Genomic DNA, 15,172 nt, shown 5'->3' with positions numbered 1-15,172 from the left:
GCGGAAAACGGGGGAAGGCAGGGGAAGGGCGGGCTAGGAGGGGGTGTCGGGGGGCAGTTCGGCGAGCTGCCGCAGGGGGACCGGGCAGGCCAGCGGGCGGCGGTCCGGGGCGGGGCCGTCCCCGGCCAGCGCGGCCACCGCCGGGCCGCACATCCGGCCCTGGCACCAGCCCATCCCGGCCCGGGTCAGCAGTTTGACCGTACGGGCGTCGGTCGCGCCCAGCTCGGTCACCGCCTCGCGGACGCACCCGGCGGACACCTCCTCGCAGCGGCAGACGGCGGTCTCCTCGCGGAGCCAGTCCGTCCAGCCGGGGCCCGGCCGGTGGGCGGCGCCCATCACGTCGGCGAAGGCCCGCAGCCGCTCCCGGCCGCGCGCGAGCCCGGCCGGGACCGCCCGGCCCGCCACCGTGTGGGCGGCGATCTCGCCCTCGATCAGGGCGAGTTGCGCCCCGCCGACACCGCCGGTCTCACCGGCCGCCCAGACGCCGGGCACCGAGGTCCGCAGCCCGGGGGTGAGGACGAGGGCGACCGTGCCGTCGGCGGCGGTGCGGGTGGCGCAGCCGAGGGCGGTGGCGAGGGAGAGCTCGGGGACGAGGCCGTGGCCGACGGCCAGCGCGTCGCAGGGAACGCGGCGTCCGGTGCCGGGCACGGGCCGCCAGTCCCGGTCGAGCCGGGCCACGGTCACCGCCTCGACCCGGCCGGTGCCGTGCGCCGCCACGACGGCGTGCCGCAGCAGCGGCCGCACCCGGTGGCGCAGCAGCGCGCCGCCGTGGACGGCGCCCTCGACGAGCTTGCCGGGGTTGCGCAGCAGGGTGCCGGTGTGGCGGGCGTACGGGGCGTACCCGGCGGCCTCGACGACGGCGGGGACCCGGGCACCGGCGGCGGCCAGCGAGGCGGCGACCGCGAGGAGCAGCGGCCCGCTGCCCGCGACGACGACCCGGCGGCCGGGCAGCACGAGCCCGCTCTTGAGCATGGCCTGCGCTCCGCCGGCACCGACGACGCCGGGCAGCGTCCAGCCGGGGAAGGGGAGTTGGCGCTCGTACGCCCCGGTGGCGAGGAGCACCGCGCGGGCCCGCACCGGGCGGGCGGCGGCCTCGTCGGCGCGGGCGTGGACGGTCCAGTCGGCGCCGGAGCCGGTGACGCTCCACACCTGGTGGCCGGGGAGGTAGCGGACGCGCCCGGCGCGGGCGTGCGCGCGCAGCTCGGCGGCGCGGCCCGCGAAGGCGGTCCAGTCGTGGTGCAGGGCCTCGGGCCGGGCGGCGCCGAGGACCGGGTCGGGGTGGCGGTAGTACTGGCCGCCGGGGCGGGTGCCCGCGTCGAGGAGGGCGACGGTGAGGCCGAGGGCGGCGGCGGTGACGGCGGCGGCGAGCCCGGCGGGCCCGGCCCCGACGACCGCGAGGTCGACGACGGCGTCCGGGCCGGACGTGCCGGGCGCGTCGGACGGGTCAGACGTGCCGGACGGGTCAGACGGCGAGGTCGTCATGGCCGGTTCCCTCCTGGCTGGTGACGAGGCCGCCGGGGCGGGCCGGGACGAGGCAGGCGCGGCGGTTGGGCGCGCCGTCCACGGTGACGAGGCAGTCGAAGCACTGGCCGATGCCGCAGAAGGCGCCGCGGGGCTCGCCGCCGTGTCGGGTGGTGCGCCAGGCGAGGACGCCCGCGCCCCACAGGGCGGCGGCGACGGTCTGCCCGGCGGCGGCCGGGATCTCCCGTCCGTCGAAGCGGAAGGTGAAGGTCTCCTGGGGCGCTCCTCCGACGAGGGCGCGCGGGGTGCGGCGGCTCAACTCTGCTGCTCCTGGGTGGGGTCGTCCGCCGGGCCGTACGTCCGCTCGGGCCGGAAGGGGGCCGGGTCGAGCGGGGGCGCGGCGCCGGTGAGGGCGGCGGCGGTGAGCGCCCCGGTGGCGGGGGCCAGGCCGATGCCCGCGCCCTCGTGGCCGCAGGCGTGGTGGAGGCCGGGGACGCGCGGGTCGGGGCCGATCGCCGGGAGGTGGTCGGGGAGGTAGGGGCGGAAGCCGTGGTAGGCGCGGAGCACCTGGACGTCGGCGAGGACCGGGAAGAGGGCGGCGGCCTGGGCGGCGAGCCGGCGCAGCGCCTCGGTGGACAGGGAGCGGTCGAAGCCGACGCGTTCGCGGGTGGCGCCGATGAGGACGGGCCCGCCGGGCGTGCCCTCGACGACGGCGGAGGACTGGAGGGCGGCGGAGCCGCTGGCGACGTCGGCGATGTAGTCGGCGGCGTAGACCTTGTGGCGGACGACGCGCGGCAGGGGTTCGGTGACGAGGACGAAGCCCCGGCGGGGCAGGACGGGCAGGCGGACACCGGCGAGCCGGGCGACCTCGCCGCCCCAGGTGCCGGCGGCGTTGACCACGGCGGGGGCGAGCAGTTCGCGACGGGCGGTGCGGACGCCCCGGACCGCGCCGGCCGGGTCGCGCAGGATCGCGGTGACCTCCTCGCCGAGGTGGAGCACGGCGCCGGAGGCGGCGAGCAGCCGGGCGGCCGCCTGGGCGGGCTGGACCTGGGCGTCCTGGGGGTAGTGGAAGCCTCCGGCGAGGCCGGGGGCGAGGTGGGGTTCCAGATCGGGGAGCCGGTCGGCGGGGACCTCGGTGGCGGTGACGCCGGCCTCCCGCTGGCCCTCCGCGAAGACGCGGAGGGCCTTGAGGGCGGGCTCGCCGGTCGCCACGACGAGCCCGCCCTTGGGCTCGTACTCGGTCTCCGGCGGGAGTACGCCGGAGAGGTCGCGCCAGAGTCTCGTGGACAGCAGCGCGAGGTCGAGCTCGGGGCCCGCCTCCTTGTCGGAGACGAGCAGGTTCCCCTCTCCGGCACCGGTGGTGCCGCCCGCGACGGGACCGCGGTCGACGACGGTGACGGAGAGGCCGGAGCGGGCCGCGTAGTAGGCGCAGGCGGCTCCGACGACGCCGGCACCGATGATCACGACGTCGGAGGAGTGTCTCTTGGGCACGGCAGTAATATGTCACATACTTTTGCGGCTGCCCAGACCCTCTCCCCCGCCGGTCCGTTTCACCCGGCACCTTCCGAAATGCCCCCCAACTCCGGTGCGGGAGCCGCCTTTCGAAGGCGGGCCGACCGGCCTCACCGCGTCGGATCCGGTACGGGGACGAGACCGGGCGCGGCCGGGCGCAGCCCCTTCAGCGCGCCCTCCGCCCGCCCGCGCGCCACCGCCGCGAGGGCCGCGTCGCCGATCGCGTCGGCCAGCCGGGCCCGGCCCAGCCAGTTGTACGGACTGTCCGGCCGCAGCCCGTCCCGCTCGCTCAGCAGCAGCCGGGCCCGGTCGTGGTCCCCGGCCGCGAGCGCCGACTCCAGCAGGGTCCGCTGGACCGCGTCCCGCTGGGCGTGGCTGCCCCCGAAGGCGTGCAGCCGGCGCCGTACCGGCCACAGCAGCCGCACCACGGCCGCGTGGTCGCCGCGGCCCTGCGCGAGGAGCGCCTCGCAGACCGGGAGTCCGATCTCCGCCGTCATGGCCCGGTTGGACGGGGCCGGTCCCGCCGCGTCCCCGGCCAGCCACCGCCGCCGGTCGGCGATCAGCGCCTCCGCCGCCCCGGGCCGTCCCGCTCCCACGTACGCCATCACCGCGTGGGCGTCGTTGAAGGCGTAGAACGGCGGGTCGGCCCGCGCCTCCCACGCGTCGGCCAGCCGCGCCCAGCGCTCCGGCTCCTCCCGCCCGGCGAGCCGCAGCCGCCACAGCAGGGCGGCGGCGTCGAGGAGTTCCATCGCGAGGCCCGCCGACTCCGGCCGGTGCACGGCCGCGTCGTACACCCGCAGCGCGGTCTCCTCGGCGCCCGCCTCCAGCGCGTACAGCGCGTAGTGCCACCAGTTGTGCACGGTCAGGTAGTTGCCGCTCCCCCAGTGTCCGGCGCGGGCGTCGAGGAAGGCGACGCCCTCGGCGATCCTGCCCTGCATCTCGTAGGTGTGGGTGACGGCGTGCACCGCCCACACGTCGGCCGGGTGCCGCTCCAGGGCGGCGAGGCCGGCCTCCTCCGCGCGCCGGTAGTGGCCCGACTCCTCCAGGCCGAAGGCGTACATGCCGAGCAGCGCGCCCCGGTGCCCGTCGGCCCGTCCCCAGGCGGACAGGGCGCCGCCGATCCGGTCCCGCAGCCGGACCGCGTCGCCGGTGAGGAAGTCCAGCTGGTGCCCGGCGAAGAGGGCCAGCGCGTCCCGGGGGTGGGCGAGGCTCAGCTCCTCCAGGAGGCCGGCCGCGCCGTGCAGGTCCCCGTCGAGGCAGGCCGCGGCGGCGGCCAGGTGGAGCCGTTCGCGCGCGGGCAGCGCGGCGGCGTCCAGACCGTCCGCGTAGCGCGCGAAGCGCTCCCGGGCGGTGGCGGCGCCGGTGTGCTCGGTGCCGAGCGTCCCCAGGTAGGCGGCGAACGCCTGGACGTCGGGCGAGCCGGGGCTCGCCGCGAGGGCGTCCTCGACGGCGCCGGTCACCTCGGGCCGGAAGAAGAGGAGGGCCTCCACGGCCCGGTCCAGGTGCGCGGCCCCCTCGGGGGTGCAGGCGTGCAGGGTGTTGCCGTAGCGGTCGGTCGTCGCCAACGCGGTTCCTCGCCTCGGTCGCGGGTACGGGCTGCCGCCGCCGGGCCTGCGGCGGCGGGCCGGGCGGGCCGGGAGCGTCCCGCCGGCACCGGGAGCGTGCCCCGCCCGCTCTCCCGCCACGCCGCCCGTGCTCCCGTGCGCCCCGCCCCGGCCCGCCTCCGGGTGCGGGACCGCCGCGTGATCCACTGGCCCCGCACCGCACGGCGCGGTGCGTGAGGAGCCCGACGCCATGCCCGACAGCCCCACCGTCCAGGTCCGTCCCGCCCGGGAGGCCGACTTCGACCAGTGGCGCGCCCTCTACCGGGGGTACGCCGACTTCTACCGCGTCGAGCAGACCGAGGAGGCCGCGCGGCTCGTCTGGTCCTGGATCCACGACCCCGCCCACGAGGTGGAGGCACTGGTGGCCGAGGACGCGGCCGGGCGGCTCGTCGGCCTGGCGCACTACCGGCCCTTCGCCCGCCCGCTGGCGGCGGCCGTCGGCTGCTGGCTCGACGACCTGTTCGTCGCCCCGGAGAGCCGCGGCTCGGGCGCGGCCGACCTGCTCCTGGGCGCGCTGCGCGGGATCGCCGCCGAGCGCGGCTGGAGCGTCGTCCGCTGGATCACGGCCGACGACAACCACCGCGCCCGCTCCAAGTACGACCGGGTCGCCACCCGCACGATGTGGATCACGTACGACATGGAACCGGACGCCGCGCGCGCCTGAACCGGCCCCCGCCCGGCCCGGCGGCGGACCCCGGCGGCCGGTGGCGGCGGGCCGACGGGTCCCGGCCACGGCGGTCGCGCCCGGCGGCGGGACTCGACGGCGGGTCTCGGCCACCGGCGGTCGCACCCGGCGGCGGGACTCTGCGCCGGGCTTCCGCGGCAGGGCTCAGCGGCGGGGTTCGGCGGTCGCGGCCCGGGCCACGCGGTCGAGGGTGGTGCGCATCCCGGCCCGGTTGAGCGCGACCCGCCGGGCCGGGGCCGTACCCGCGAAGACCGTGCCGAGGAGGTCGGCGGCCCGGCCCCGGCGGCCGTCGGTCCGCAGGTCCTGCCAGAACTCGGTGAGCCGGGTGCCCGTGCCCTCCGGTTCGAACCGGTAGCCCCAGCGGGCGATCGGCAGGCCGAAGGCGCTGATGTCGAAGACGAACTCCCGGTCCTCGCGCACCCGGTGCACCCGCCCGAGGGTCGGCCAGAGGAACGGTCCGCGCCGGTTGATCCCGACGAACCGGGAGCCGGCGCGCGCCGGGGGCCGCGGCAGCCACACGGCCCGGCACTCCGGGCTCCACCGGCCCATGTTCCGCAGGTCCGACACCAGCCGGTAGACGACCGCCGGCGGCGCGTCGACCACCGTGCTCTCCTCCAGGCTCCGCCGCCGCTCCATGCCCGCTCCCCTCGTCCCGCGCGCCCGCTCCCTACCCGCCGGTACGTTAGCGGGCCGGGCCCGCTCCGGGAACGCCGGGGAGAGCGGCGCCCCGGAGGCGGCCGGAAACGGGGAGGAAAGACGTCCGGTCCGGGCCGGTTCCCCGCGGGCCCGCCCGTCGTTGCCCCGAGTGACGGAACGTGCCGCCACACGAGGAGAAGTGATGACCCATCAGGACTTCCTGACCGCGAAGATCGAGCGGGGCTTCGACCAGCTCGACGTGAACGGCGACGGCGTGCTGACCGAGGAGGACCACGTGGAGATGGGCCGCCGGGTGGCGTCCTCCCTCGGCCACGCCGAGGACTCCCCGGAGACCGGGCGGATCGTCGACGCGTACCTGGCGATCTGGCGGGAGGTGCACCTCCCGTTCGTCCCGGCCGGTGCCGAGGGCATCTCGAAGGAGCGGTTCGTCGCCTCGACGCGCGCGCTCGCCCAGGACCCCGGGGCGGCCAGGGCCGCCCTCGGCGGGATCGCCGAGACGTACCTGGGGATCGCCGACCTCGACCGGGACGGCCGGATCAGCCCCGCCGAGTTCCTCGCCTTCCAGCGCGGGCACTTCCCCGAACTCACCGAGGAGAGCGCCGCCGAGGCGTTCGGCCACCTCGACACCGACGACGACGGCACGCTGTCCCCCGCCGAGTTCGCCACGGCGGTCATCGAGTTCTGGACCAGCTCCGACCCCGCCGCCACCGGCAACTGGTGGATGGGCCGCCCCGCCTCCCCCCGGCCCTGACCGGCCCGCACGCGGCCGCGCCCGTGCTCGCCGGTCAGGGGGAACGGGCTCTAGACCGGGCGGAGTTCCTCGGCGGCGATCGTGGCCGCGGCGGCCACCAGTTCGTCCACGGGCTCGGCGTCCGGGGCGGGGCGGGTGGTGAGGACGGCGAGGAGGACCGGGCCGCCGTCGGGCGGCCAGGTCACGGCCACGTCGTTGTTGCCGCCGTACTCGCCGCCGCCGGTCTTGTCGGCCACGGTCCACTCCGACGGCAGGCCCTTGCGGAAGCGCTGGTCGCTCGTGGTGTTGCGGAGCAGCCAGTCGGTGAGGAGGGCGCGGTCGCCGGGGTCGAGGGCCCGGCCCAGGACGAGCCGCCCGTAGGTGCGGGCGACGGCCCGCGGGGTGGTGGTGTCGGTGGTCCGCCAGGGCTCGGCGGAGTTCAGCTCGGGCTCCCAGCGGTCCAGCCGGGTGACGGGGTCGCCGAGGGAGCGGGCGAAGCGGGTGACGGCGGTGGGGCCGCCCAGCTCGCGCAGCAGGAGGTTGGCGGCGGTGTTGTCGCTGAACCGGATGGCGGCGTCGCAGAGTTCGGCGACGGTCATGCCGTGCGCGAGGTTCTTCTCCTCGCCGGTGACCGGGGACCAGCCGGAGCGCGTGACGTGGGCGGCCGTGTAGCGCAGGCGGCGGGCGAGGAACGCGCCGTCCCGGTCGAGGTCGCGCAGGACGGCGGCGACGGCGAGGGTCTTGAAGACCGAGCACATCGGGAAGCGCTCGCCGGCCCGGTGGGCGAGGGTGCGGCCGGTGCGGACGTCGTGCGCGTAGACGCCGAGGCGGGCGTCGTACCGCTCCTCCAGGGCGCGGAGGCGGGCGGCGGCGCGGGGGCCGACGGGCGGCGGCGCGCTCGCGGACGACGCCTGGGCGGTACCGGTGCCGAGAGCGGCGGCGAGGGCCGTGCCGGCCCCGAGGACGAGGGCGGTCCGGCGGGAGGCGCCGGGGTTCTGGGCGTGCACGTGCGTCCTTTCGCAGACGGAGGGTTCCGCAGTGCACCACGCGCGGGCGGACCCACCCGGTTGCGACACCCTGGTCCGGGGCCGGGCTCCGGACCGGGCCATCCCGGAGCCGGCCCGAGCCCGGCCTGGCCGGAGCCCGCCCTCGCCCGGAGCCCGGCCCCGGCCTTCCGGGCCCAGCCCCGGCTCCGACCCCCGCTCCGACCCCCGCCCCGGCTCCCGGCGGAGGGTCCCCGGCGGGGTCCGCCGAGGTCCGCGCCTCCTATGCTGACCGGGTACGGAAGATCTTGGCCCGATATGGCCCGGGGCCGAAGGGGGGCATCCCGCTCGATGAGCCGGAAGCAGCAGCGCGGGGAAGTCACCGTCGAGCGCGTCCTGGACGCGGCACTCGACCTCTACGCGCGCGAGGGCGAGGCGGGGCTCACCGTCTCCGCCCTCACCCGGGCGAGCGGGGTCAGCACCGGCAGCGTCTACCACCACTTCGGAAACCTCCACGGAGTGGTCGGCGCGCTCGCGGCACGCTGGCTCGGCCACCTCCTGGGCGAGCTGTCCGAGGCGCTGACCGCCCATCAGGAGGCCCGGCCGGGCATCGAGGCGGTCGTCCGGACCTACCTGGACTTCGTCCGTACCGAACCGGCCGCCGCCCGGCTGCTCCACTCCCCCTTCGCGGACCGGGAGGGCGAGGCCCGCGCGGCGGAGATCCGCGACAACCAGGAGGCCCGGATCAGCCCGATGGAGCGGTGGCTCAACGCGCACCGCGCGGCGGGCGCGCTCGTCGACCTCCCCACGCCGGTCATCGAGGCACTGGTCCTGGGCCCGGTGGTCGCGCTGGCCCGCCGCCACCTCACCCTCGGCGACGTCGACCTCGAAGCGGCCGCCCACCGCCTCCCCGACCTCGTCTGGCGCTCGGTCGCCCCCTGAGACCCCGAGCCCTCACGCTCCCGCACTCCCGCACTCCCGCACTCCCGCACTCCCGCACTCCCGCACTCCCGCGGCAGGGTGCGTACACCCCCAGACGCCTGGTGGACTGGGGCGATGGAGATCCCGCCGCCCCGCGCGCCCGGCCCGATCCGGGCAAGGCGTCCGAGCGCCCTCGACCGCTTCCACGCGGCCTTCCCCTGGGACCACAACGCCCACTACCACCCCTGGATCCTGCGGCAGTTGCCCGCGCGCGTCCCCCGCGCCCTGGACCTCGGCTCCGGCAGCGGCGACCTGGCGCGGCTGCCGGCCGGTCGGGCCGGGGCCGTACACGCCGTGGACCGCGATCCGGCGATCACGGAGCGGGCCCGGGAGCTGACGCCTCCGGAGCTTCCCGTGGTCTTCACCGTCGCGGACGCGGCGGCCGGATTCCCCACCGGTCCGTACGACGTCGTCACCTGCGTCGCCGCGCTGCACCACCTGCCGTTGACCGCGACGCTGGTCCGCTGCCGCCGCGCGCTGGCGCCGGGCGGGACACTGGTGGTCGTGGGCCTGTACCGCCCCCGGACGGCGGTGGAGCACCTGCTCGGCGCCGCCGCCGTCCCGGCCAACGCGGCCATGGCGCTGATACGGAACGGCGGGCGCCCCGCGCGGCGGCCCGCCGCCATGACGGCGCCCACCCGCCCGGCGGACACGCCCTTCGCCGAGATCGCCCGGGAGGCCGGCCGCGTCCTTCCGGGCGCGCGGCTGCGACGGCGCCTGTTCTGGCGCTACACCCTGGTCTGGCGCCGCCCTCCGCCGGGAGACGGGCCCGCGCCTGAGAGAATGGACGCCCGGCCGACGCGCGGCCGGTGATGTCCGAGGGGGACCCGAGATGGTGCTGATCCTGCTGGTGGGCGTGCTCGTCCTCGCCGTCGGCGGCTGCGTGTGCGTCGTGTGGGCCTCCCGGGGCGGACCGCGCTGGGTGCGCGGCGCGGCCCGGGCGACCCTCCTCGCGGGCGAGGGCGTCCGCCGCCTCCCGCGGAATTCCGGGCGGAACTCCTCCTCGGGAGCGGACGGCCCCGACGGCGACTGACGCCGCGCCTCAGCCCTCCCCGGGGCCCTTCTCCGGCGGGCCGGGGACGCCGTCCAGCGGGGCGCCGCCCGGTGCGCCCGGCGAGCCGGGGCCGATGCGCAGCTCGAAGTCGCCGTCGTACTTCTCGTGCCCGGCGATCACCGCGTGCTCGACGACCTCCTCGCCGACCTCGCCGCGCACGATCAGCGGGTCCTGCCGCAGGTCCCGCATGAGGGCCACGCACATGCCGACCATGACGAGGACGAACGGGGCGGCGACCAGGATCGTCAGGTTCTGCAGGCCCGCCAGCGCGTCGCCCTGGCCGTCGCCGATCAGCAGCATGATCGCGGCGACGGCGCCGGTGACCACGCCCCAGAAGATCACCACCGGCCGGGTCGGCTCCATCGCGCCGCGCTGGGACAGCGTGCCCATGACGATGGAGGCCGCGTCCGCGCCGGAGACGAAGAAGATCCCGACGAGGACCATCACCAGCAGGCTCATGGCGCCGGTCAGCGGGAACTCCTGGAGCAGCCCGAAGAGCTGGCCCTCCGGGGTCGTCTTCCCGGCCAGCAGCCCCTGCTCGTCGAGGCGCATCGCGGTGCCGCCGAAGATCGCGAACCAGATCAGGCTGACCGTGCTCGGCACCAGGATCACCCCGCCGATGAACTGGCGGATCGTCCGGCCCCGGCTGATCCGGGCGATGAACATGCCGACGAAGGGCGTCCAGGAGATCCACCACGCCCAGTAGAAGACGGTCCAGCTGCCCAGCCAGTCGTGGATGTCCTTCCCGCTGGTGGCCTCGGTGCGCCCGGCGAGCTGCGGCAGGTCGCCGATGTAGGCGGCCAGCGAGGTCGGCAGCAGGTCGAGCACGATGATGGTGGGCCCGGCGACGAAGACGAAGACGGCCAGCAGCAGCGCGAGCACCATGTTGATGTTGGAGAGCCACTGGATGCCCTTCTCCACGCCCGAGACGGCGGAGAGCACGAAGCACACGGTGAGCACGGCGATGACCGCGACCAGCAGGCCGGTGCCGGCCTGCGCCATCCAGCCCAGCTCCTCCACGCCGCTGCCGATCTGGAGCGCGCCGAGGCCGAGGGAGGCCGCCGAGCCGAAGAGGGTGGCGAAGATGGCGAGGATGTCGATGACCCGGCCCGGTCCGCCGAGCGCCCGCCGCTCCCCCATCAGCGGGACGAAGACGGCGCTGATGGTCTGCCGGCGGCGGCGCCGGAAGGTGGAGTACGCGATGGCCAGGCCGACCACCGCGTAGATCGCCCACGGGTGGAGCGTCCAGTGGAACAGCGTCGTCGCCATCGCGGTCTGCATCCGCTCCGCCGGGTCGGCCGGATGGGTGCCGGGCGGCGGGGTGTCGTAATGGGCGAGCGGTTCGCTCACCCCGTAGAACATCAGGCCGATGCCCATGCCCGCGCTGAACATCATCGCGATCCAGGAGACCGTGCGGAACTCCGGGCACTCGCCCTCCTGGCCGAGGGTGATCCGGCCGTACCGGCTGACGGCCAGCCAGAGCGCGAAGACCACGAAGCCGGAGGCGGCCAGCATGAAGGCCCAGCCGCCGTCCCGGATCAGCCCGTCGAGGAGGCTGCTGGAGACGGACTCCAGGCTGTCGGTGGCGGTGGCGCCCCAGACGACGAAGGCGAGGGTGAGGACGGCGGTGACCCCGAAGACGACCGGGTCGGTACGGGCCGGATGGCGGCCCGCCCGGTCGGGCAGGGTCGCCGTCACCCGCCGGACGCCCCGGCCCTCCTCCGCCCCGCCCGTCCCGTCCCCGGCCCCGCCCGGGCCGCCGCCCCTCTCGTCGTCCGGGTCCCGTTCGACCTTCACCATGTACGACCCTTTCGCCAGCGAAACGGGATGAACTTCCCATCTCCTGACAAGGCAGTACCACAGACGGAGGCACGGCCGGTGGACCAACAGGCCACCCGCCCGGCCCCGTTCCCGATCCCGGCCCCCCTCTCGAACAAGGCACCGACCGGCGGGGGTTCTGGACACCGCCACCCCATAAGTGATTAGGTAAGCCTTACCTAACAAGATTGAGGAGTGTCCCGTGCGCGCAGCCCCCTCCCCCGCCCTGCCCCAGCAGACCGCCGCCGAGCAGGTCCGCTCCGTCCTGGCCCGCGCCCTCTCCCTCTCCCTCACCCTCGGCGGGCAGACCCCCGGCGGCGCCCCCGGCCCGGAGGAGAGCTACGACCTGCTCGGCGGCCACACCGTCGGCGCGCGCGGCCGCCTCACCCTCCACCCGCCCGCCGACAGCCCGCTCGCCGACCGCTTCGCCGACGCCCCGCGCGGCGGACTCGACGCCCGCGTCGACCTCACCGACATCGCCCCCACCGCCCTGCGCGACCGCGTCCGCGCCCGGGTCTCCCTCACCGGGCGGCTCGCCCCCGCCGCCGGCGACCTCGGCTCGCTCCGCCTCGACCTCACCCGGATCACCCTCCGCACCGGCACCGGGACCGAGGAGGTCGACCCCCGGGCGTACGCCCTCGCCGCCCCCGACCCGCTCGCCCTGGAGGAGGCCGGACTCCTCACCCACCTCGCCGACGTCCACCCCGACCTCGTCGCCGACCTCGTCGTCCTGGCCGGTTCGCGACTCCCGCACGGGGTCGTCCGCGCACTGCCGCTCGCCCTCGACCGGCACGCCGTCTCACTGCGCTGCGAGTACGGCGAGGGCCACTGCGACCTGCGCCTCCTCTTCCCCGGCACGGCCCGGGACGCCTCCGAGGCCGGTGACATGGTCCGCCGACTGCTCACCGCCCCGCGCTGCTCGCACCACCACTGACCTGCCCGGCGGTCCGGAAACCGCACACACGGGCGAGGGCGTCCCCTTCCCCATGGACCTGCTCACCCACGGTTTCCGCTCGCTGCTGCGCTTCGCCCTCATCCAGGCACGCTGCTGCGCCTTCGCCGTCGCCCTCGTCGGCGGCATCGCGGTCTCATCCCTGCTGCCCGAACTCCCCGTCGCCCGCTACGACCTGCTCCTCGGCTACGGCATCGCGCTCACCGTCCTGGCCCGGGTGCTCGGCTGGGAGAGCCGCCGGGACGTCGCGGTCATCGCCGCCTGCCACCTGATCGGCCTCCTCTTCGAACTGGCCAAGGTCCAGCTGGGCTCCTGGTCCTACCCGGAGGACGCCGTCGCCAAGGTCGCCGGGGTCCCGCTCTACAGCGGCTTCCTGTACGCGGCGCTCGGCAGCTACGTCTGCCGCTCCTGGCGCCTCCTCGACCTGCGCCTGACCGGATACCGGCCCCGCGTCATGGCGTTCCTGGCCGGGGCGGTCTACCTCAACTTCCTCAGCCACCACTGGCTGCCCGACGCCCGCTGGGCGCTCGCCGGGCTGCTGCTCCTCGCCACCGCCGGCACCCGGGTCCGCTTCCGGGTCGGCCCGGACGACCTCCGGATGCCGCTCGCGCTCTCCTTCGTCCTCATCGGCTTCTTCCTGTGGGTCGCCGAGAACGCCGCCACCTACGTCGGCGCCTGGAGCTATCCGCACCAGCTCGACGGCTGGCAGCCGGTCTCCCTCACCAAGTTCGCCGCGTGGGCGCTGCTCGTCACGGTCACCTTCACCGTGGCCGCCGCCCGTGCCGGAACCGGGGGCCGTCCGGAGGCGGCGGACCCCGGACCGGTCGGCGCCTGAGCGGGCGGGGCGCCCCTCAGACGCCCGGCTCCTCGCCCCGGCGCAGGCCGAGGGTGGCGAGGAGGTCCTCGTGCAGCTCCATCCAGACGGTGTGGCAGGAGTCGGCGCGCGGGCGGTCCACCCAGGAGAGCTCGCCGCGCCGGACCCGGGCGAGGGCGGCGGTGAAGCGGGCGCCGTAGCCGCCGAGGCGCGGGAGGCGGAGGCCGAGTTCGGCCGAGAGGGTGTCCAGGACGCCGCCGAGGACGGTCAGCTCGTCGAGAACCCGGCCGTCCCAGACGGGGTCGCCGTGGGTGTTGACCGCGAGCCGGCCGGCGCCGTCGGGCCGCAGCTGCCAGTCCGTGCAGGCGGTCAGGCAGCGGTCGTTGTGCGCGAGGAAGGTCGCGTACCGCTCGCGCACGAAGGGTCCGTGACCGGTCGCGGCCAGCTCCTCGGCGAGCAGCCGCTCGCCCTCGGCCCGCCCGGCGTCGGTGAGGGTCCAGCCGGACGTCCCCGCGAAGGAGGCCCGGGAGACCCGCCCGTACGCCTCCAGGTCGAGGAGCAGTTCGCCGACGGCGTCGGCGTCGAGCCCGAAGCGCGCGGCGGCCTCCGCACCGGTGGTCATGCCCCGCAGCCGTACGGCGTGCAGGACCAGGAGCGCGGGGGCGGAGGTGTCGGCCATGGCAAGAGCCTAAAGGGTGTTGCAGAAGGTTTGGCTTGGGCAGGCTGAGGCGGCGTCTGAGCTGCTGGTTCAGCCGGTCATGGCGAGGTTGTGCAGGGTGGCGACGGCCTGGACGGCATGGTGGAGGCCGTCTCCTTTCTGGCGGCAGTCGCGGAGGATCTTCCAGTTCTTCATCCGGGCGAAGGTGTGCTCGACACGAGCCCTGACCCGTCGGTGCTCGGCGTTGTCCTCCTCCTGCCCGCGCAGGAGAGGGCGGCCAGCTCTCTTGCGGTGCGGGACGATCAGGCCGGTGCCGAGGCAGGCGCCGTCCGCGATCACCGTCACCCCGCCGTCCTGGCCGGCAGACCCGACTCCCGCCACACGTGGGCGTCGCCCTTGTCGCCCGGCGCCGGCCGGGCCGCCGCGATGACCAGACGGGTGTCGGCATCGATGATGACCTGCACGTTCGCCGAGAAACGGTAGTTGCGGGACGAGGCCTACCGCCCAAAACTCGTGACGCCGCAACTCTCACCGGGCTCGGCTCCTCTCCCGCGGCTGTCTGTCGGGTTATCCAGCGACTTCGAGCGCATACGGCAGGCGACTACGGGCGGCACTCTGCTGCCGATCAACCGGCTCGCCGCCGACGTCCCACTCGACTCCGGCTAAGAGCTGTCCCGTTGCTCCTGGCCGCGGCGCCCTGCTTCGGCCAGCTTGGCGGCTGCTGGCAGAATGCTGCTCATGACTGCATACCGAAAGGCCTATGCCGCGTAGACGGCCAGGTGCGCTTCGCACCCAACACCTTGGGCGGCCGCGTAGGTGGGACAAGCCGCCACTGGAACGGATCCACGGGCTCTCTGCCCGCACCAGCATTGCAATCCACCGCGTCGAAGAGCTCGGCTCCAGCTTCCTCTACCCGGGTGCCATCGACCTGGCACTGCGACGGTATGAAGCGTTCCTGGGGCCTCCAGGACGTCGCCCCCTCTACCCGCAGGACGAAGAGTGTGGCTGCCGAGGCCACGCCCTCGACGATGTCAGGCATGCCCGAGATCTCCTCGAAGCGGTCCTTGCGCACCTACCACCTCGGGCTCGCGCTGAGCTGAGGCACCGAATAGTGGCCCTGGACCGGGTGTTCCTCAAGCGCACTCTGCCTGACCCCTTTGCCGATCGACGGCCCTGGAACGGTGATGTGTGGTGGTACCAGCGCCTGCATACACCCCGTGGGAGGTAGCGCAACCTCATCCGACGGTTGAGACCTTCGCTCAG

Annotated in this window: 15 protein-coding genes and 1 pseudogene; 7 read left to right on the top strand and 9 right to left on the bottom strand. The window is 75.8% G+C overall.

Annotation, left to right across the window (positions count from 1 at the left end):
* Positions 1-33: 33 nt before the first annotated feature.
* The 4 genes from IE219_RS16250 to IE219_RS16235 all read right to left on the bottom strand — a co-directional run bounded on the left by IE219_RS16250 (position 34) and on the right by IE219_RS16235 (position 4,538).
* On the bottom strand, positions 34-1,482 hold the full coding sequence (locus IE219_RS16250) for an FAD/NAD(P)-dependent oxidoreductase (RefSeq protein ID WP_189977855.1): 1,449 nt from the start codon (positions 1,480-1,482) through the stop codon (positions 34-36).
* Positions 1,463-1,780 (bottom strand): (2Fe-2S)-binding protein, encoded by a 318-nt coding sequence (locus IE219_RS16245; RefSeq protein WP_189977853.1) that lies wholly within the window; start codon positions 1,778-1,780, stop codon positions 1,463-1,465. Before IE219_RS16245 ends, IE219_RS16250 begins: the two co-directional genes overlap by 20 nt.
* Positions 1,777-2,952, bottom strand: a complete 1,176-nt coding sequence (locus IE219_RS16240) for an NAD(P)/FAD-dependent oxidoreductase (RefSeq protein WP_189977851.1) — start codon at positions 2,950-2,952, stop codon at positions 1,777-1,779. Before IE219_RS16240 ends, IE219_RS16245 begins: the two co-directional genes overlap by 4 nt.
* A gap of 131 nt (positions 2,953-3,083) precedes the next feature.
* Complete coding sequence (locus tag IE219_RS16235; RefSeq protein WP_189977849.1) at positions 3,084-4,538, bottom strand: tetratricopeptide repeat protein; 1,455 nt, start codon at positions 4,536-4,538, stop codon at positions 3,084-3,086.
* 229 nt (positions 4,539-4,767) lie between these two features.
* On the opposite strand from IE219_RS16235, the gene IE219_RS16230 reads away from it, so the two are divergent.
* A complete protein-coding gene (locus IE219_RS16230; RefSeq protein ID WP_189977847.1) occupies positions 4,768-5,241 on the top strand; it encodes a GNAT family N-acetyltransferase in 474 nt (157 codons plus the stop codon).
* A gap of 165 nt (positions 5,242-5,406) precedes the next feature.
* Here IE219_RS16230 and IE219_RS16225 read toward each other — a convergent pair whose 3' ends face one another.
* Complete coding sequence (locus IE219_RS16225; RefSeq protein ID WP_189977846.1) at positions 5,407-5,898, bottom strand: SRPBCC family protein; 492 nt, start codon at positions 5,896-5,898, stop codon at positions 5,407-5,409.
* Between the two features lie 202 nt (positions 5,899-6,100).
* Here IE219_RS16225 and IE219_RS16220 point away from each other — a divergent pair, with 202 nt between their 5' ends.
* Positions 6,101-6,670 (top strand): EF-hand domain-containing protein, encoded by a 570-nt coding sequence (locus tag IE219_RS16220; protein WP_189977845.1) that lies wholly within the window; start codon positions 6,101-6,103, stop codon positions 6,668-6,670.
* Positions 6,671-6,720: 50 nt separating this feature from the next.
* Here IE219_RS16220 and bla read toward each other — a convergent pair whose 3' ends face one another.
* Positions 6,721-7,656 carry a class A beta-lactamase gene (bla, locus tag IE219_RS16215; protein ID WP_229849786.1) on the bottom strand — a complete coding sequence of 312 codons (936 nt, stop codon included), beginning with the start codon at positions 7,654-7,656 and terminating at the stop codon, positions 6,721-6,723.
* 327 nt (positions 7,657-7,983) lie between these two features.
* Between bla and IE219_RS16210 the strand changes: the two genes are divergently transcribed.
* The 3 genes from IE219_RS16210 to IE219_RS16200 all read left to right on the top strand — a co-directional run bounded on the left by IE219_RS16210 (position 7,984) and on the right by IE219_RS16200 (position 9,646).
* Entirely contained in the window at positions 7,984-8,574 is a 591-nt protein-coding gene (locus IE219_RS16210) for a TetR/AcrR family transcriptional regulator (protein WP_189977843.1), read from the top strand.
* A gap of 114 nt (positions 8,575-8,688) precedes the next feature.
* Positions 8,689-9,426 (top strand): class I SAM-dependent methyltransferase, encoded by a 738-nt coding sequence (locus IE219_RS16205; RefSeq protein ID WP_189977842.1) that lies wholly within the window; start codon positions 8,689-8,691, stop codon positions 9,424-9,426.
* Positions 9,427-9,445: 19 nt separating this feature from the next.
* Entirely contained in the window at positions 9,446-9,646 is a 201-nt protein-coding gene (locus IE219_RS16200) for a hypothetical protein (RefSeq protein WP_189977841.1), read from the top strand.
* A 9-nt stretch (positions 9,647-9,655) separates the two neighbouring features.
* On the opposite strand, the gene IE219_RS16195 is transcribed toward IE219_RS16200, so the two are convergent.
* Positions 9,656-11,467 (bottom strand): BCCT family transporter, encoded by a 1,812-nt coding sequence (locus tag IE219_RS16195; RefSeq protein WP_189977840.1) that lies wholly within the window; start codon positions 11,465-11,467, stop codon positions 9,656-9,658.
* A 220-nt stretch (positions 11,468-11,687) separates the two neighbouring features.
* Between IE219_RS16195 and IE219_RS16190 the strand changes: the two genes are divergently transcribed.
* Both IE219_RS16190 and IE219_RS16185 read left to right on the top strand, forming a co-directional pair.
* Complete coding sequence (locus IE219_RS16190; protein ID WP_189977839.1) at positions 11,688-12,419, top strand: DUF2470 domain-containing protein; 732 nt, start codon at positions 11,688-11,690, stop codon at positions 12,417-12,419.
* 52 nt (positions 12,420-12,471) lie between these two features.
* A complete protein-coding gene (locus IE219_RS16185) occupies positions 12,472-13,272 on the top strand; it encodes a DUF817 domain-containing protein (protein WP_189977836.1) in 801 nt (266 codons plus the stop codon).
* A gap of 16 nt (positions 13,273-13,288) precedes the next feature.
* Here the strand turns inward: IE219_RS16185 and IE219_RS16180 are convergent, their stop codons facing one another.
* Together IE219_RS16180 and IE219_RS16175 are read right to left on the bottom strand one after the other, a co-directional pair.
* Positions 13,289-13,930, bottom strand: a complete 642-nt coding sequence (locus tag IE219_RS16180) for a transcriptional regulator (RefSeq protein WP_189977834.1) — start codon at positions 13,928-13,930, stop codon at positions 13,289-13,291.
* Between the two features lie 69 nt (positions 13,931-13,999).
* Positions 14,000-14,406, bottom strand: a pseudogene (locus IE219_RS16175) (transposase family protein); the annotation flags it as partial.
* Between the last annotated feature and the right edge of the window lie 766 nt (positions 14,407-15,172).

It is taken from the genome of Streptomyces termitum, from assembly GCF_014650175.1.
GTDB lineage: Bacteria > Actinomycetota > Actinomycetes > Streptomycetales > Streptomycetaceae > Streptomyces > Streptomyces termitum.
The sequence above is the reverse complement of the archived record's forward strand: the minus strand, read 5'-3'. Positions and strand labels throughout refer to the sequence as shown.